This is a genomic window from Paenibacillus sp. S33, assembly GCF_053615415.1.
The window spans coordinates 4,819,862-4,837,124 of record NZ_JBSIEZ010000001.1 but is presented as its reverse complement, the minus strand read 5'-3'; the positions used below and the strand labels follow the sequence as shown (position 1 = coordinate 4,837,124).

The 17,263-nt window shown below is 45.1% G+C and carries 24 protein-coding genes; all 24 read left to right on the top strand.

What is annotated here, in order from left to right:
* The first annotated feature begins 94 nt into the window (after nt 1-94).
* The gene (rpoC, locus tag ACWGXJ_RS22075) at nt 95-3,709 is read left to right on the top strand and encodes a DNA-directed RNA polymerase subunit beta' (protein WP_029514492.1); all 3,615 of its coding nucleotides are present in this window, start codon (nt 95-97) and stop codon (nt 3,707-3,709) included.
* Nucleotides 3,710-3,925: 216 nt separating this feature from the next.
* Nucleotides 3,926-4,177: a ribosomal L7Ae/L30e/S12e/Gadd45 family protein gene (locus ACWGXJ_RS22070; protein ID WP_007432588.1), complete on the top strand. Its 252-nt coding sequence runs from the start codon at nt 3,926-3,928 to the stop codon at nt 4,175-4,177.
* Between the two features lie 144 nt (nt 4,178-4,321).
* Nucleotides 4,322-4,744 (top strand): 30S ribosomal protein S12, encoded by a 423-nt coding sequence (rpsL, locus tag ACWGXJ_RS22065; protein ID WP_007432587.1) that lies wholly within the window; start codon nt 4,322-4,324, stop codon nt 4,742-4,744.
* 50 nt (nt 4,745-4,794) lie between these two features.
* Nucleotides 4,795-5,265, top strand: coding sequence for a 30S ribosomal protein S7 (gene rpsG, locus ACWGXJ_RS22060; RefSeq protein WP_007432586.1), 471 nt, complete (start codon nt 4,795-4,797; stop codon nt 5,263-5,265).
* 47 nt (nt 5,266-5,312) lie between these two features.
* Entirely contained in the window at nt 5,313-7,391 is a 2,079-nt protein-coding gene (gene fusA, locus ACWGXJ_RS22055) for an elongation factor G (protein WP_029514491.1), read from the top strand.
* A 94-nt stretch (nt 7,392-7,485) separates the two neighbouring features.
* Nucleotides 7,486-8,676: an elongation factor Tu gene (gene tuf, locus ACWGXJ_RS22050; RefSeq protein ID WP_023990558.1), complete on the top strand. Its 1,191-nt coding sequence runs from the start codon at nt 7,486-7,488 to the stop codon at nt 8,674-8,676.
* Between the two features lie 338 nt (nt 8,677-9,014).
* Nucleotides 9,015-9,323 (top strand): 30S ribosomal protein S10, encoded by a 309-nt coding sequence (gene rpsJ, locus ACWGXJ_RS22045; RefSeq protein WP_005544556.1) that lies wholly within the window; start codon nt 9,015-9,017, stop codon nt 9,321-9,323.
* 32 nt (nt 9,324-9,355) lie between these two features.
* Entirely contained in the window at nt 9,356-9,979 is a 624-nt protein-coding gene (gene rplC, locus ACWGXJ_RS22040; protein WP_013312161.1) for a 50S ribosomal protein L3, read from the top strand.
* Between the two features lie 26 nt (nt 9,980-10,005).
* Complete coding sequence (gene rplD, locus ACWGXJ_RS22035) at nt 10,006-10,629, top strand: 50S ribosomal protein L4 (RefSeq protein ID WP_013312160.1); 624 nt, start codon at nt 10,006-10,008, stop codon at nt 10,627-10,629.
* A complete protein-coding gene (rplW, locus tag ACWGXJ_RS22030) occupies nt 10,629-10,919 on the top strand; it encodes a 50S ribosomal protein L23 (RefSeq protein ID WP_013312159.1) in 291 nt (96 codons plus the stop codon). Before rplD ends, rplW begins: the two co-directional genes overlap by 1 nt.
* Before the next feature lie 30 nt (nt 10,920-10,949).
* Complete coding sequence (gene rplB, locus ACWGXJ_RS22025; protein WP_013312158.1) at nt 10,950-11,780, top strand: 50S ribosomal protein L2; 831 nt, start codon at nt 10,950-10,952, stop codon at nt 11,778-11,780.
* Between the two features lie 72 nt (nt 11,781-11,852).
* The gene (rpsS, locus tag ACWGXJ_RS22020) at nt 11,853-12,131 is read left to right on the top strand and encodes a 30S ribosomal protein S19 (RefSeq protein ID WP_007432579.1); all 279 of its coding nucleotides are present in this window, start codon (nt 11,853-11,855) and stop codon (nt 12,129-12,131) included.
* 36 nt (nt 12,132-12,167) lie between these two features.
* A complete protein-coding gene (gene rplV, locus ACWGXJ_RS22015) occupies nt 12,168-12,500 on the top strand; it encodes a 50S ribosomal protein L22 (RefSeq protein ID WP_013312157.1) in 333 nt (110 codons plus the stop codon).
* A 13-nt stretch (nt 12,501-12,513) separates the two neighbouring features.
* The gene (gene rpsC / locus ACWGXJ_RS22010) at nt 12,514-13,179 is read left to right on the top strand and encodes a 30S ribosomal protein S3 (protein WP_013312156.1); all 666 of its coding nucleotides are present in this window, start codon (nt 12,514-12,516) and stop codon (nt 13,177-13,179) included.
* Nucleotides 13,180-13,181: 2 nt separating this feature from the next.
* Nucleotides 13,182-13,616: a 50S ribosomal protein L16 gene (gene rplP, locus ACWGXJ_RS22005; RefSeq protein ID WP_007432576.1), complete on the top strand. Its 435-nt coding sequence runs from the start codon at nt 13,182-13,184 to the stop codon at nt 13,614-13,616.
* Nucleotides 13,606-13,803 carry a 50S ribosomal protein L29 gene (gene rpmC, locus ACWGXJ_RS22000; protein ID WP_007432575.1) on the top strand — a complete coding sequence of 66 codons (198 nt, stop codon included), beginning with the start codon at nt 13,606-13,608 and terminating at the stop codon, nt 13,801-13,803. Before rplP ends, rpmC begins: the two co-directional genes overlap by 11 nt.
* A 50-nt stretch (nt 13,804-13,853) precedes the next feature.
* On the top strand, nt 13,854-14,117 hold the full coding sequence (gene rpsQ / locus ACWGXJ_RS21995) for a 30S ribosomal protein S17 (RefSeq protein ID WP_007432574.1): 264 nt from the start codon (nt 13,854-13,856) through the stop codon (nt 14,115-14,117).
* 34 nt (nt 14,118-14,151) lie between these two features.
* The gene (gene rplN / locus ACWGXJ_RS21990) at nt 14,152-14,520 is read left to right on the top strand and encodes a 50S ribosomal protein L14 (RefSeq protein WP_007432573.1); all 369 of its coding nucleotides are present in this window, start codon (nt 14,152-14,154) and stop codon (nt 14,518-14,520) included.
* 36 nt (nt 14,521-14,556) lie between these two features.
* Nucleotides 14,557-14,910: a 50S ribosomal protein L24 gene (gene rplX, locus ACWGXJ_RS21985; protein WP_013312155.1), complete on the top strand. Its 354-nt coding sequence runs from the start codon at nt 14,557-14,559 to the stop codon at nt 14,908-14,910.
* A 31-nt stretch (nt 14,911-14,941) separates the two neighbouring features.
* Nucleotides 14,942-15,487 carry a 50S ribosomal protein L5 gene (rplE, locus tag ACWGXJ_RS21980; RefSeq protein ID WP_007432571.1) on the top strand — a complete coding sequence of 182 codons (546 nt, stop codon included), beginning with the start codon at nt 14,942-14,944 and terminating at the stop codon, nt 15,485-15,487.
* A gap of 76 nt (nt 15,488-15,563) precedes the next feature.
* Nucleotides 15,564-15,749 (top strand): type Z 30S ribosomal protein S14, encoded by a 186-nt coding sequence (locus ACWGXJ_RS21975; protein ID WP_010348808.1) that lies wholly within the window; start codon nt 15,564-15,566, stop codon nt 15,747-15,749.
* A 32-nt stretch (nt 15,750-15,781) separates the two neighbouring features.
* Nucleotides 15,782-16,180, top strand: a complete 399-nt coding sequence (gene rpsH, locus ACWGXJ_RS21970; RefSeq protein ID WP_007432570.1) for a 30S ribosomal protein S8 — start codon at nt 15,782-15,784, stop codon at nt 16,178-16,180.
* 33 nt (nt 16,181-16,213) lie between these two features.
* The gene (rplF, locus tag ACWGXJ_RS21965; protein WP_013312152.1) at nt 16,214-16,756 is read left to right on the top strand and encodes a 50S ribosomal protein L6; all 543 of its coding nucleotides are present in this window, start codon (nt 16,214-16,216) and stop codon (nt 16,754-16,756) included.
* Nucleotides 16,757-16,871: 115 nt separating this feature from the next.
* Complete coding sequence (gene rplR / locus ACWGXJ_RS21960) at nt 16,872-17,240, top strand: 50S ribosomal protein L18 (RefSeq protein ID WP_007432568.1); 369 nt, start codon at nt 16,872-16,874, stop codon at nt 17,238-17,240.
* Nucleotides 17,241-17,263: the final 23 nt, after the last annotated feature.

The following is a 17,263-nucleotide window of genomic DNA, read 5'->3' as shown; positions in this document are numbered from 1 at the left end:
CATTCTAGGATGGATCAGGTTTCTTGATACCGCCCGGTGCTGCTGGGCGGTATCAAACCTAAAAACTCAGGATTTGGTTAAGGAGGGTTGCTCCTTGTTGGACGTTAACAATTTCGAATATATGAAAATCGGGCTTGCTTCCCCCGAAAAGATTCGTTCTTGGTCCCGCGGAGAAGTCAAAAAACCGGAGACGATTAACTATCGTACGCTTAAACCGGAAAAAGAAGGACTATTTTGCGAGAAAATTTTCGGACCTACGAAAGACTGGGAATGTCATTGCGGTAAGTACAAACGTGTACGCTATAAAGGTGTTGTCTGTGACCGTTGTGGAGTAGAAGTTACTCGTGCTAAGGTTCGCCGTGAGCGTATGGGCCACATTGAGTTGGCTGCTCCTGTATCGCACATTTGGTACTTTAAAGGCATTCCAAGTCGTATGGGTCTTGCTCTTGATATGTCTCCAAGATCTCTGGAAGAGATCATTTACTTCGCATCTTATGTTGTAACCGATCCAGGAGATACGCCTTTGGAGAAAAAGCAACTCCTGTCCGAGAAAGAATACCGTAGCTACCGTGAGAAATACGGCTATGGCTTCCAGGCAGGTATGGGTGCTGAAGCGGTTAAAAAGCTTCTTCAAGATTTGGATATAGACAAAGAATTAGAATTCTTGAAAGAAGAGCTGCGTACAGCTCAAGGACAACGTCGTAACCGTGCGATCAAACGCCTTGAAGTTATTGAGGCATTCCGTAACTCCGGCAACCAACCGGATTGGATGATCATGGATGTACTTCCTGTTATTCCTCCTGAGCTTCGTCCGATGGTACAGTTGGATGGTGGTCGTTTCGCTACCTCTGACCTTAACGACTTGTATCGTCGTGTTATTAACCGTAATAACCGTCTGAAACGGTTGTTAGATCTAGGTGCGCCAGATATTATCGTGCAAAATGAAAAACGGATGTTGCAGGAAGCTGTTGACGCCTTGATTGATAATGGTCGTCGTGGTCGTCCTGTTACAGGTCCAGGTAACCGTCCTTTGAAATCCCTCAGCCACATGCTGAAAGGTAAACAAGGACGTTTCCGTCAGAACTTGCTCGGAAAACGTGTTGACTACTCTGGTCGTTCCGTTATCGTTGTAGGCCCGTACTTGAAAATGTATCAATGCGGTTTGCCAAAAGAAATGGCACTGGAACTGTTCAAACCTTTTGTTATGAAGGAACTGGTGAACAAAGGTTTGGCGCACAATATCAAGAGCGCGAAGCGTAAAGTAGAGCGTGTGAGTGCAGAAGTATGGGATGTGCTGGAAGAAGTAATCAAGGAGCATCCAGTTCTTCTGAACCGTGCCCCTACGCTGCATAGACTCGGTATCCAGGCGTTCGAACCGATTTTGGTTGAAGGCCGTGCGATTCGTCTGCATCCGCTCGTATGTACTGCATATAATGCCGACTTTGACGGTGACCAAATGGCTGTTCACGTTCCGTTGTCTGCGGAAGCCCAAGCTGAAGCTCGTTTGCTTATGCTAGCATCCGGGAACATTTTGAATCCGAAAGACGGCAAGCCAGTTGTTACACCTTCCCAGGATATGGTTCTTGGTTCTTTCTATCTGACTATGGATAACAAAGAAGAAGAAGGAAGCAATATGATCCTTCGCAACATGAATGAAGCTATATCGGCTTACCAACGTGGTACAGCTGGACTTCATGCTCGTGTAGCTATTCCGGTTAAAGCTTTGAATAAAACGAGCTTTACGGAAAAACAACAGGAAGCGATGTTGATCACAACGGTTGGTAAAATTATCTTTAATGAAATTTTCCCGGCAAGCTTCCCGTACATCAATGATGCTACCCGTGCGAACCTGCTTTATGGTACTGCGGAGGAGTTCTTTGTTTACGAGAAGGGTGTAAATCTTACAGAAGCCATTCAAAACGCTCCGCAAGCTAGTGGGGTAGGCAAGGATTACCTTGGTAATATCATTGCCCGTTGTTTTGAGACTTACCATACAACAGAAACAGCTGTAATTCTGGATAAAATCAAGCAGCTTGGCTTTACGTATTCCACTCGTGCAGGGGTAACCGTTGCTGTATCGGACGTAATCGTGCCGGTGGAAAAACAAGAGATTCTTAAGGGATCCGAAGATAAAGCGCAAGTTGTGACGAATCAGTATCGTCGTGGTCTAATTACGAATGAAGAACGCTATGACCGGATTATCGACATTTGGTCTAAAGCGAAAGATGATATTACCGAAGTATTGATGAAGTCCATGGATCGCTACAACTCCATCATGATGATGGTAGACTCCAAAGCGCGGGGTAACAAATCACAGATTACTCAGCTCGGCGGTATGCGTGGTCTGATGGCCAATCCATCCGGACGTATTATCGAACTCCCAATCAAATCAAACTTCCGTGAAGGTCTGACAGTACTCGAGTACTTCATCTCCACTCACGGAGCGCGTAAAGGTTTGGCGGATACAGCCCTTCGTACGGCTGACTCCGGTTACCTGACTCGTCGTCTCGTAGATGTGGCACAGGATGTTATCGTGCGCGAAGAAGACTGCGGAACGGATAAAGGCTTCACAGTAAGTCGTATCCAGGACGGTAAAGAAGTAATTGAGGATCTCTATGACCGTCTGGAAGGTCGCTATTGCTTTGAAACAGTACGTCATCCTGAGACTGGCGAGATTTTGGCTAGACGTAACGAATTGATTGACTCCGATAAAGCTGAAGCGATTGTTAAAGCTGGTGTACACAAAGTTCAGATTCGTTCTGTACTAAGTTGCCGTGCTAAACATGGCGTCTGCAAGAAATGTTACGGTCGCAATCTGGCTACTGGTAAACACGTTGAGATTGGTGAAGCAGTTGGTATCATCGCTGCACAATCCATCGGTGAGCCAGGAACACAGCTTACTATGCGTACGTTCCACACAGGCGGCGTAGCGGGTGACGATATTACACAAGGTTTGCCTCGTATCCAGGAGCTTTTTGAAGCACGTAATCCTAAGGGTCAGGCAACTATTAGTGAAATTGACGGTACAGTTAAAGAAGTTCGTGAAGGTAAAGACCGCCGTGAGATCGACATTCAGGGTGAAGCCGAAACGAAAACATACTCAGTAACGTATGGTTCCCGCCTGCGCGTAAGCGAAGGTATGACTGTTGAAGCTGGGGACGAACTGACGGATGGTTCGATTGATCCTAAAGAAATGCTGCGTATTAAAGGTATTCGCGGGGTACAGAACTATATCCTTCAGGAAGTTCAACGCGTATACCGGAACCAGGGCGTAGAAATCAACGACAAGCACGTAGAAGTTATGATTCGTCAAATGTTGCGTAAAATCCGTATCATTGATGCGGGCGACACGATCTTACTTCCAGGCTCCTTTGTTGATGTCCATGAGTATGAAAATGCAAACAAGATAGCGATTCTCAGCGGCCAAGAACCAGCGGTAGCCAAGCCGGTACTGCTCGGTATTACCAAGGCATCTCTGGAAACTGACTCCTTCTTGTCAGCAGCCTCCTTCCAGGAAACTACTCGTGTCCTGACTGATGCAGCTATTAAAGGCAAGGTCGATCAGTTGCTTGGACTGAAAGAGAACGTAATTATTGGTAAATTGATTCCTGCGGGAACAGGTATGAACCGTTACCGTAGCGTGAAATTTGCCCAACCGGAAGAGGGGCAGTCTCCATCTGAGGAGCTCGAACCAATTTCGGCCGAGTAATATAAAAATAGTATGATTGCCGGAACACCGTAGACATAAGCTTTGCATAAAAGCTACAGCAGACGGTGCTCCGGTGCTTTTCAAAAATGAATCGTACTATTCTGTTTAAATGAATTATAGTTTATAATTGTCTTGACATTACTTATAGTCAATGCTAATATAGCAAAGGTGCGTGAGCAGCCTATATGCTATTGGGTCTTTTCGGAGGAATGAGATATGTCTAAAGAACAAGGACTGCAAGATGCTCATGTCAAAATCGGTACCAAACAAACCATTCGTATGGTAGAATTGGGCTTTGCCTCAGAAGTATATGTGGCAGAAGACGCAGATCAGCGTCTCACTTCCAACATCATTGCTTTGTGCAACAAGCAAGGAGTCAAAGTGACTCTCGTAGACACAATGAAAAATCTCGGAGCTGCATGTGGGATTGAAGTGGGAGCCGCAATGGCTGCTATCGTAAAACAATAGGGTAAGGAACGTTTTTGTCTAAGGAATTGTTATTCTTGGCGGCAAAGACTTTTCATTTGTTCTTTTATGAACCGCCTGGGTCTGTGGGCTTAGATAAGGTTTGTAAAGTAACAGCAAAAATTGAGGAAGGGGGTGGCAACCAACATGCCAACTATTAACCAACTGGTTCGTAAAGGACGTCAAGCCAAAATCGAGAAATCGAAATCACCGGCTTTGCAAAAAGGTTTTAATGCCTTGAAACGTGAAGCTACCGACATCAGTGCCCCGCAAAAACGCGGAGTGTGCACTCGTGTAGGTACTATGACTCCGAAAAAACCAAACTCCGCACTTCGTAAATATGCTCGTGTTCGCTTGACGAACCGTGTAGAGGTGACTGCTTACATTCCAGGTATTGGACATAACCTTCAAGAACACAGCGTAGTGCTGATTCGCGGCGGTCGTGTAAAAGACCTTCCGGGTGTGCGTTACCACATCGTTCGCGGTGCTTTGGATACTGCAGGCGTAAACAACCGCATGCAAGCTCGTTCCAAATACGGCGCAAAACGCCCTAAAGCTAAAAAATCCTAATGAATATAAACCGCGTATGTCGGTTTAACATGTAAGAAAGGGGGATATCCATGCCACGCAAAGGTCCAGTTACCAAAAGAGACGTGTTGCCAGATCCGGTATACAACAGCAAGTTGGTTACCCGCTTGATCAACCGCATCATGCTCGACGGAAAACGAGGCGTTGCTCAAAGCATTCTGTACAATGCGTTCAAGCTTATCCAAGAACGTACGGGGAATGACCCGATGGAAGTTTTTGAAGCAGCTATCAAGAATATCATGCCAGTCCTGGAAGTTAAAGCACGCCGTGTCGGCGGTGCCAACTACCAAGTACCAATCGAGGTAAAACCAGAAAGACGTACGTCCCTGGGATTACGTTGGCTCGTAAACTACTCCCGCAACCGCGGTGAGAAAACCATGGAAGAGCGTTTGGCGGCTGAAATTATTGATGCTTCCAACAACACAGGCGCTTCCGTGAAAAAACGTGAAGACACGCACAAAATGGCTGAAGCGAACAAAGCGTTTGCTCACTATCGTTGGTAGGATTCAGCTCAAAAAAATAACTTCAATTTTGAAGGGAGACCCATTTCATGGCAAGAGAGTTCTCCTTGAAAAATACACGTAATATCGGGATCATGGCTCATATTGACGCGGGTAAAACCACAACAACAGAGCGGATCTTGTTCTACACAGGCCGTACGCACAAAATCGGTGAAGTTCACGAAGGCGCTGCGACAATGGACTGGATGGAACAAGAACAAGAGCGCGGAATCACGATTACTTCCGCTGCGACGACCGCTGCCTGGAAAGGTCACCGCGTCAATATCATCGACACCCCGGGGCACGTTGACTTCACTGTTGAAGTTGAACGTTCCCTTCGTGTATTGGACGGAGCAGTTGGTGTTTTCAGTGCGAAAGAAGGCGTTGAGCCTCAGTCCGAAACCGTATGGAGACAGGCTGATCGCTACGGCGTTCCACGGATCGCATATGTAAACAAAATGGATATCATTGGTGCCGACTTCCTGAATGTTGTCTCTGACATGCGTGATCGCCTTCAAGCGAACGCAGTTGCGATTCAATTGCCAATCGGCGCAGAAAATGATTTTACTGGTATTATCGATATCGTTGAACAAAAAGCTCATATGTACAAAGATGATCTTGGTCAAGATATCGAAGAAGTAGAAGTTCCTGCGGAATTCAAAGATCAAGTTGAAGAACTTCGTAATGAATTGATCGAGAAGGTTGCTGAACTGGACGAAGAATTGACAATGAAATACCTGGAAGGCGAAGAAATTTCGGTTGCCGAAATTAAAGCCGCTCTCCGTAAAGGTGTTGTAGAAGTTAAAATCTTCCCAGTTATCTGTGGATCTTCTTACCGCAATAAAGGTGTTCAGCTGATGTTGGATGCTGTTCTCGACTATTTGCCGGCTCCTATTGATGTGCCAAGTATTCAAGGGCATTTGGAAGACGGTACGGAAGTTGAACGTCACTCTTCCGATGAAGAGCCATTCTCCGCATTGGCATTCAAAATCATGACGGATCCTTACGTTGGTAAGTTGACATTCTTCCGCGTATACTCCGGTGTTCTTCAATCCGGTTCTTACGTATTGAATGCAACAAAAGGTAAACGCGAACGTATCGGACGTATTCTTCAAATGCATGCGAACAGTCGTCAAGAAATCACTGTAGTTTACTCTGGTGATATTGCAGCTGCCGTAGGTTTGAAAGATACAGGTACAGGTGATACACTGTGTGATGAGAAGAGTCCTGTTATTCTCGAGTCCATGAACTTCCCTGATCCGGTTATCGAAATCGCGGTTGAGCCTAAAACCAAAGCTGACCAAGATAAAATGTCTGTAGCTCTCGGTAAGTTGACTGAAGAGGATCCAACTCTTCGCGCTCATACTAACGAAGAAACAGGTCAAACCATCTTGGCGGGTATGGGTGAGCTTCACTTGGACATCATCATTGACCGTATGCGTCGTGAGTTCAAGGTAGAAACAAATGTGGGTAAACCACAGGTTGCTTACCGTGAAACGTTCCGTGCTCCAGCACGTGTCGAAGGTAAATTCGTTCGTCAGTCCGGTGGTCGTGGTCAATATGGTCACGTATGGGTTGAGTTCGAACCGCTCGAGCCAGGTACTGGTAGTCAATTCGAAAGTAAGGTAGTCGGCGGCTCTGTTCCTAGAGAGTACATCGCTCCTGCTCTTGCTGGTATTGAGGAACAAATGAAAAACGGCGTTATCGCAGGCTTTCCGCTTGTGGACGTTAAAGCTACAATCGTGGACGGATCATACCATGATGTCGATTCCAATGAAATGGCATTTAAAATTGCCGGATCAATGGCGCTGAAAGCAGCGAAAGACAAATGTAAACCAGTATTACTCGAGCCGATTATGAAAGTTGAAGTAACGGTTCCTGAGGAATATATGGGTGACGTAATGGGTATGTTGAACTCCCGTCGTGGTCGGATTGAAGGTATGGATTCCCGCAGTGGAGCTCAAATCATTCGTGCGAAGGTGCCTTTGTCCGAAATGTTCGGATACTCGACTACACTTCGCTCCGGTACACAAGGACGCGGCGTGTTCTCCATGGAACTCTCTCATTATGAAGAAGTACCGAAGAGCATTGCTGAAGAGATCGTTGCCAAAACCAAAGGCGGCGAGTAATACAATGTATCAGCTGACCGGTATGCTTAAGGTTTTACCAAAAAGGCATCCGGCAGCCTAAAATAAAACAAGTTATTGAGGAGGAATTGTTCAAATGGCAAAGGCGAAGTTTGAACGTAACAAACCGCACGTTAATATCGGTACTATTGGTCACGTCGATCATGGTAAAACTACTTTGACTGCTGCAATCACAACTGTATTGTCCAAAACTTACGGTGGTGCTGCTGTAGCATTCGATCAAATCGATAAAGCTCCAGAAGAGCGCGAACGCGGTATCACAATCTCCACTGCACACGTGGAATATGAAACACCTAACCGTCACTATGCACACGTTGACTGCCCAGGTCACGCCGACTATGTTAAAAACATGATCACTGGCGCTGCACAAATGGACGGAGCGATCCTGGTTGTATCCGCAGCTGACGGCCCAATGCCGCAAACTCGCGAGCACATCCTGTTGTCCCGCCAAGTTGGTGTTCCTTACATCGTTGTATTCCTGAACAAATGCGACATGGTTGAAGACGAAGAGTTGCTGGAATTGGTTGAAATGGAAGTTCGCGACTTGCTGAGCGAGTATGACTTCCCAGGCGACGACACTCCAATCACTCGCGGTTCTGCTCGTGAAGCACTGCAAAACCCAGATGGCGACTGGGCTAAGAAAATCGTTGAAATGTTCGAAACAATCGACACTTACATCCCAACTCCAGAACGCGACACTGACAAGCCTTTCCTTATGCCTGTCGAGGACGTATTCTCCATCACTGGTCGTGGTACAGTTGCTACAGGCCGTGTAGAGCGTGGTACAGTTAAAGTGGGCGACGAAATCGAAATCATCGGTATTCAAGAAGAATCCCGTAAATCCGTAGTAACAGGCGTAGAAATGTTCCGTAAATTGCTTGATTCCGCTCAAGCTGGTGACAACATCGGCGCACTGCTTCGCGGTGTAGATCGTGCACAAATCGAGCGTGGTCAAGTATTGGCTAAACCAGGTTCTGTTAACCCACATACAGAATTTTCTGCTCAAATCTACGTTTTGACTAAAGAAGAAGGCGGACGTCACAAACCCTTCTTCACTGGTTACCGTCCACAGTTCTACTTCCGTACAACTGACGTAACTGGTATCATTACTTTGCCAGAAGGTTCTGAAATGGTAATGCCTGGTGACAACATCACGGTTACTGTTCAACTGATCAACCCGATCGCAATCGAAGAAGGAACTAAGTTCTCTATTCGTGAAGGTGGACGTACAGTTGGCGCTGGTGCCGTAGCAACAATCTCCAAATAAGAAGGCTTTAGCCTTTAAATAGAGCAACAGTGTACTGTAACGAGTAACATTGTATTGGAACGAAGCTAAACGAGCCCCTGCCCTGGTGCGGGGGCTTTTCTCTTGAAAAAATCGCGAGCTGCGAGCACAACTGTATCTTTTGAAAATAAGATGCATTGTTTTTTCGTTTTTGCTTGCAATAGGCAGAACTATTCGATATAATAACTAATGTTGTTTGTGACTGTGCGATGATGTGAGAGGTTACTGACACACCCGGCCCCTTTGCCATGGGAGGGCTGTCGGAAAATTTTCACGGAGTATGTCCGATACCAAATTGGGCGATAGAAGGAGGGACTAAAATGGCAAAGCAAAAAATTCGTATTCGTTTGAAAGCTTACGATCATAGAATTCTTGATCAATCCGCTGAGAAAATTGTTGAAACAGCTAAACGTTCGGGCGCAGGTGTATCCGGGCCAATTCCGCTGCCAACTGAAAAACAAATCATTACTATTCTCCGTGCGGTACACAAGTACAAGGATTCCCGGGAACAGTTCGAAATGCGCACACACAAGCGTTTGATCGACATTGTTAACCCGACTCCACAAACTGTGGATGCCTTGATGCGCTTGGACCTGCCGTCCGGTGTAGATATCGAAATTAAATTGTAATATGTGATTAGGAAAAGAAATGAGGTGTCAACATGAAAGGTATCTTAGGAAAAAAACTCGGAATGACTCAAGTGTTTACCCCTGAAGGTAACGTACTTGCTGTTACGGTTATCGAAGCAGGTCCTTGTGTTGTTCTGCAAAAGAAAGATCTGGAAAACGATGGATACGAAGCTATTCAACTCGGTTTCTCTGATAAGAAAGAAAAAAGATCCAACAAACCTGAAGCAGGACATGCGAAAAAAGCAAATACTGCACCTAAGCGCTACGTTCGTGAACTTCGTGGCATCGACCTTGCTGCGTACGAGGTTGGCCAAGAACTGAAGGCTGATGTCTTCACAGAAGGCGAGTTCGTTGACGTAACAGGTATTTCTAAAGGTAAAGGTTTTGCCGGCGTTATCAAACGTTGGGGACAAAGCCGCGGACCAATGGCACACGGATCGCGTTACCACAGAGGTCCAGGTTCTATGGGTTCCATTCAAGCTAACCGCGTTCCTAAAGGTAAACACCTTCCAGGACACATGGGGCATGAAACGGTAACGATCCAACGTCTTGAAGTTGTTAAGATCGATACAGAACGTAATGTATTGCTCGTGAAAGGTTCCATTCCAGGGCCTAAAAATAGCTTCGTTAAAGTATTAGAAACGGTGAAAAAATAAACAACTGAAGAAAGGAGGAACACGAAATGCCAAAAGTAGCACTATTTAATATTAGCGGCAGCCAAGTTGGTGAAATTGAATTGAACGATGCAGTGTTCGGTATCGAACCGAATAAGCACGTTCTTCATGACGCTGTTGTTATGCAATTGGCTTCCCTGCGTCAAGGTACTCACAAAGTAAAAGGACGTTCTGAAGTACGTGGTGGCGGACGTAAACCTTGGAAACAAAAAGGTACTGGCCGCGCTCGTCAAGGTTCGATCCGTGCACCGCAATGGGTTGGTGGCGGTACTGTATTCGGTCCGACTCCACGCAGCTATGCTTACAAATTACCTAAAAAAGTTCGTCGTCTGGCGATCAAATCGGCGTTGTCATCCAAAGTGATTGAGAATGAAATTATCGTATTGGACGCTCTTACACTGAATGGACCTAAAACGAAAGAATTCGCAGCCATTTTGAATAACCTTAAAGCTGATCGTAAAGCATTGATCGTAGCTCCTAGCTATGATGATAATGTAGCACTGTCCGCTCGTAATATTCCTGGTGTGAAGTTTGTAGCCGCAGACGGCATTAATGTTCTTGATGTGCTCGGACACGACAAACTGATCATTACGAAGGAAGCAGTTCAGAAGGTAGAGGAGGTGCTCGCGTAATGAAGGATCCTCGTGATATTATCAAACGTCCGGTTATCACCGAACGTACGGCTGGTATGATGAATGACTTGAAATACGTTTTCGAGGTTGACATTCGTTCTAACAAAGTCGAAGTTAAAAAAGCAATCGAAGCCATTTTTAACGTGAAAGTAAGTAACGTAAATACGCTTCGTGTTCCTGCAAAACCAAAACGCTACGGACGTCATTCCGGCTATACGAGCGAGTGGAAAAAAGCGTTCGTAACGCTGAGCAAAGACAGTAAGCCGCTTGAGTTTTTTGAAACGGTATAATTGAAACTGTAAAGTAAGGAGGGAAACTCAGTGCCAATTAAAAAGTATAAACCAACGTCCCCGGCCAGACGTGCTATGTCTGTATCTACTTTCGAGGAGATTACAACTAATCAGCCCGAGAAATCGTTGCTGGCACCTCTGAGCAAGCAAGCTGGACGCAATAACCAAGGTAAAATTACAGTTCGTCATCAAGGCGGCGGACACAAACGTAAATACCGTATTATTGACTTCAAACGTAACAAAGATGGAATACCGGGCCGCGTTGCTACGATCGAATATGATCCAAACCGTACGTCCAACATCGCACTTATCCACTATGTGGATGGTGAAAAACGTTACATCATCGCTCCTAAAGGTCTGAAAGTAGGAGACGAAGTGGTATCCGGTGCAGGTTCCGATATCAAAATCGGTAACTCCTTACCATTGGAAAACATTCCAGTAGGTACGGTTATCCACAACATCGAATTGAAACCGGGTAAAGGTGGCCAACTCGTTCGCGCCGCTGGTACGGAAGCCCAGCTTCTTGGTAAAGAAGAAAAGTATGTTACAATTCGTTTGACTTCTGGTGAAGTTCGCCGCATTCTGAAAGTTTGCCGCGCTACAATCGGTTCTGTAGGTAACGAAGACCACGAACTGGTGAAGATCGGTAAAGCTGGTCGTAGTCGCTGGTTGGGACAACGTCCTGAAGTTCGCGGTGTTGTAATGAACCCTAACGATCACCCACACGGTGGTGGTGAAGGTCGCGCTCCAATCGGACGTAAATCTCCAATGTCTCCATGGGGTAAACCAACCCTTGGTTACAAGACGCGTAAAAAAGGTAAAGCATCTGATAAGTACATCGTTCGTCGTCGTACTAAGTAATAAAACGTGCGCTTAAGTCGCACGTTAACATATTAAGGAACGACTACGTTTTAACGAAGGGAGGATTCATAAATGGGTCGCAGTCTCAAAAAAGGACCATTCATTGATGGTTACCTGTTGAAAAAAGTAGAGGTTTTGAACGAGTCGGACAAAAAAGTGGTAATCAAAACTTGGTCCCGTCGCTCTACGATTTTCCCACAATTTATCGGACATACGTTTGGTGTATATGATGGTCGTAAACACGTGCCAGTATACGTAACGGAAGATATGGTCGGACACAAATTGGGCGAATTTGCTCCAACACGTACGTACAAAGGCCATACGGATGACGATAAGAAAACAAGAAGATAATCAACACAGCGTAGTGTTTGAGAGGAGGTAAACTCAATGGAAGCAAAAGCACATGCTAAGTCCGTACGGATTTCTGCTCGCAAAGTGAAACTTGTTATCGATTTGATTCGCGGTAAGCAGGTTGGTGAGGCGATCGCAATTCTTCGTCACACTCCAAAGTCCGCTTCTCCAGTCGTTGAGAAATTGTTGAATTCTGCGATTGCAAATGCAGATCACAACTACTCTTTGGACGTAAATAAATTGGTAGTATCTCAGGTTTTTGTAAACCAAGGTCCTACAATGAAACGATTCCGCCCGCGTGCAATGGGTCGTGCAAGTCGCATCAACAAACGCACCAGTCATATTACTCTGGTGGTATCTGAAAAATAAGGAGGGAAAACGTGTGGGCCAAAAGGTAAATCCCGTCGGACTCCGAATCGGTATTATCCGTGATTGGGAATCCAAATGGTATGCAGGCAAAGATTTCGGTGATCTTTTGCTGGAAGACGTTAGAATTCGTGAACATCTGAAAAAAAGATTGAAAGACTCCGCTGTATCCCGTGTTGAAATCGAGAGAGCAGCTAACCGTGTCAACGTAACGATTCACACTGCGAAACCAGGTATGGTTATCGGTAAGGGTGGTTCCGAAGTTGAAAATCTGCGTAATGAAATTACTAAAATCGCAGGCGGTAAAAAGGTACACATCAATATTTCTGAAATTAAAAATCCTGAACTGGATGCAATTCTGGTTGCTGAAAGCATTGCACAACAATTGGAACGTCGTGTTTCTTTCCGTCGTGCTTTGAAACAAGCAATTCAAAGAACTATGCGTTCCGGAGCAAAAGGAATTAAAACTCAAGTAGGCGGACGTCTTGGCGGTGCCGAAATCGCTCGTTCCGAAGGGTACAGCGAAGGAACAGTTCCACTGCATACGCTTCGTGCCGACATTGACTATGGTACAGCGGAAGCTCATACTACTTACGGTCGTCTTGGCGTAAAAGTATGGATCTATCGTGGAGAGGTTCTTCCTCCAGCTAAGAAACAAGCTCCTCAGGAAGGAGGCAACTAATCATGTTGGTACCAAAACGCGTAAAACATCGTAAACAACAACGTGGTCATATGAAGGGTCGTGCAAAAGGCGGTACTACACTGAACTTTGGTGAGTACGGTTTGCAAGCTACTGAACCTGCATGGATTACTAACCGTCAAATCGAAGCTGCTCGTATTGCGATGACTCGTTACATCAAACGTGGTGGTAAGGTTTGGATTAAAATTTTCCCTGACAAACCAATTACTCAGAAGCCTCTTGAGGTTCGTATGGGTAGTGGTAAAGGTAACGTAGAAAAATGGGTTGCAGTAGTGAAACCAGGCAAGATTATGTTCGAACTTGCTGGTGTTCCGGAAGAGATTGCTCGTGAAGCAATGCGTCTTGCCGCTCACAAACTGCCAATCAAAACTAAGTTTGTGAAACGTGAAGAATTGGGTGGTGAAGCAAATGAAGGCTAGTGAATTCCGCAACCTAACCACTGCTGAAATCGAACAAAAGATCTCCGGTTTTAAAGAAGAACTTTTCAACCTTCGTTTTCAACTCGCTACCGGTCAGCTTGATAACCCGACTCGGATCGGCGCTGTGCGTAAGGAAATTGCTCGTGCTAAAACTGTGATCCGTGAAAGAGAACTTGGGATTAGCTAAGATATCAGACCGGGTGGAAAATCCGCCTGTAATTAGGAAGGAGGCCAACAATGAGCGAACGTAATGCCCGTAAAGTATTAGTCGGTAAAGTAGTCAGCGACAAAATGGATAAAACGATTGTGATTGCTGTAGAAACTTACAAAAAACATGATCTCTACCATAAACGCATTAAAGTAACTAAGAAATTCAAAGCTCATGATGAAAACAACACCGCACAAATTGGTGATACTGTTAAAATCATGGAAACTCGCCCTTTGTCCAAAGACAAAAACTGGAGACTGGTCGAAATCGTTGAAAAAGCTGTTATAATCTAATGTAGTGTAGTTTTTCCGAAAGGAGGATAAATAAATGATTCAACCATTTACACGTTTGACTGTAGCTGACAATTCCGGCGCGAAGGAACTGATGTGTATCCGTGTGCTCGGTGGTACGGGACGTCGTACAGCTCAAATTGGTGACCTGATCGTTTGTTCCGTAAAACAAGCAACACCAGGCGGCGTTGTCAAAAAGGGTGATGTAGTAAGAGCGGTTGTTGTTCGTACTAAACGTTCTATCCGCCGTAAAGACGGTTCCTACATCGGATTTGACGAAAACGCAGCAGTGGTCGTTAAAGAAGACAAGAGCCCACGTGGTACTCGTATTTTCGGACCAGTTGCTCGCGAACTTCGTGACAAGGACTTCATGAAAATCGTTTCCTTGGCTCCGGAAGTGATCTAAACTCACCTTAAAATGTGCCCGTAGGAGGTGTACGAAATGCCAAAAGTGAAAAAAGTTCTGGAATCCCATAACAACAAGCTGCACGTCAAAAAAGACGACACTGTTCTGGTGATTACAGGTAAAGATAAAGGTAAAAAAGGTCGCGTTATCGCTGCTTACCCTCGTCAAAACCGTGTGCTTGTGGAAGGTGTTAACATGATTAAAAAACACCAAAAGCCTAATCAGCTGAATCCACAAGGCGGCATCATCGAGAAAGAAGCTCCGATTCACGTTTCCAACGTTATGCACATTGATCCGAAGAGCGGAAAAGTAACCCGTGTTGGTTACAAAGTTTTGGACAACGGAAAAAAAGTGCGCATTGCAAAACGTTCTGGCGAAGTGATCGACTAATTATTTTTTGAAGAAAGGAGGTATATGATTCATGGCTACAACAAGAATGAAAGAACGTTTCTTGAAAGAAATCACTCCTGCTTTGATGCAGAAGTTCAACTATACAACAGTGATGCAAGTGCCTAAAATCGAGAAAGTTGTAATCAACATGGGTGTTGGCGACGCAGTCCAAAACTCCAAAGTGCTTGATTCAGCTCTCAACGACATGCAGCTGATCGCTGGTCAAAAACCAGTAATCACTCGCGCAAAAAAATCTATTGCAGGTTTTAAATTGCGTGAAAACATGCCGATCGGTGTAAAGGTAACACTTCGTGGCGAGCGTATGTATTATTTCTTGGACAAATTGTTCAACATTACTCTTCCTCGCGTACGTGACTTCCATGGTGTATCAACAAAAGCTTTTGACGGACGTGGTAACTACACGCTTGGTCTGAAAGAACAGTTGATCTTCCCGGAAATCGAGTATGATCAAGTTGATAAAGTTCGTGGTATGGACATCGTTATCGTAACGACTGCCAAAACTGACGAAGAGTCCCGTGAGCTTCTGACTCAGCTGGGCATGCCTTTCGCAAAATAATGTTGGCATAACGTTTCGGGCGTCTGATTTTAAAGACACCCTGTTCTCCGAAACTATTTAGGAGGTGTCAGGCTAAGTGGCAAAAACTTCAATGAAAGTCAAACAACAACGCGCACCAAAGTTTAAAGTTCGTGCTTACACTCGTTGCGAGCGTTGTGGTCGTCCACATTCGGTACTGCAAAAGTTTAAGATCTGCAGAATTTGCTTCCGTGAATTAGCTTATAAAGGCCAGATTCCTGGCGTGAAAAAAGCAAGCTGGTAAAAAGTCCTGTTTGGGAAGGAGGTTTATACACAATGACTATGTCTGATCCAATTGCAGATATGCTTACTCGTATTCGTAACGCGAACACAGTTCGTCACGAAACAGTAGAAATGCCTGCATCTACAATGAAAAAACAAATCGCCGACATCCTGAAACGTGAAGGATTCATTCGTGATGCGGAATTTGTTGAAGATAGCAAACAAGGGATCATCCGTATTTTCTTGAAATACGGTGCAAACAACGAGCGTGTTATTACAGGTTTGAAAAGAATCAGTAAACCAGGTCTTCGCGTTTACACGAAGAGCAATGAGATTCCACGCGTACTGGGTGGACTCGGGATCGCAATCATTTCAACATCCAAAGGTATCATGACTGACAAAGAAGCGCGTCAGTCCAAAGCCGGCGGAGAAGTTGTTTGCTACGTTTGGTAAGATAACGTTTAAAAGATAGGAGGTGCAACAGATATGTCCCGTATTGGTCGTAAACCAATCACAGTACCAAGTGGTGTTGACGTGACTTTGAACAACACAGCAATCACAGTTAAAGGTCCTAAAGGAACATTGACTCGTGAGCTTCATAAAGACATGTCCGTTACTGTGGAAAACAATGAAATTAATGTAGTTCGTCCTTCGGACAACAAACTTCACCGCTCTTTGCATGGAACAACCCGCAGCGTTGTCAACAACATGGTAAGTGGTGTAACTGAAGGGTTTTCAAAATCTCTGGAGCTGGTTGGGGTCGGATATCGTGCAAGCAAATCCGGAGATAAAATCGTTCTGAACGTTGGATACTCTCACCCGGTTGAAATCACACCGGAAGCGGGCATCGAATTCGAAGTTCCTTCGAACACTAAAATCATCGTTCGCGGAATTGATAAAGAGCGTGTAGGTGCCTACGCTGCTAAAATTCGTTCCGTTCGTGAACCTGAACCGTACAAAGGTAAAGGGATTAAATACGAAGGCGAGCGCATCATTCGTAAAGAAGGTAAAGCCGGTAAGAAGAAATAAGTTTCTTACCGACTTTGTGCGGTCTTTCTGCTGGAAAGACTTCGTACTTCTTTTTTACCCAGTGCGTCTTAGTATAAAGTTTTAAAAGGCAAACTGAAGGGAGTGAAAACTTGAGATGATTACAAAACAAGATAAAAATAAAGCACGTGTCAGAAGACATCTGCGTGTACGTAAGAAAATCGAAGGTACGGCTGTACGTCCTCGTTTGAACGTGTTCCGTTCTTCCAAGCATATCTACGCACAACTGATTGATGATGTAGCTGGTGTAACATTGGTATCTGCATCCACTATGGATAAAGAACTGAGCAGCGAAATCAAAAACGGTGGTAGTGTAGAAGCAGCTCGTAAAGTTGGCGAACTCGTTGCTAAACGTGCGAAAGAAAAAGGTCATGCTAACATCGTATTTGACCGTGGTGGATACTTGTATCATGGACGGATTCAAGCTTTGGCTGATGCAGCTCGCGAAGCAGGCCTTGAATTCTAAGACATTTCTCAAAAGGAGGTTAA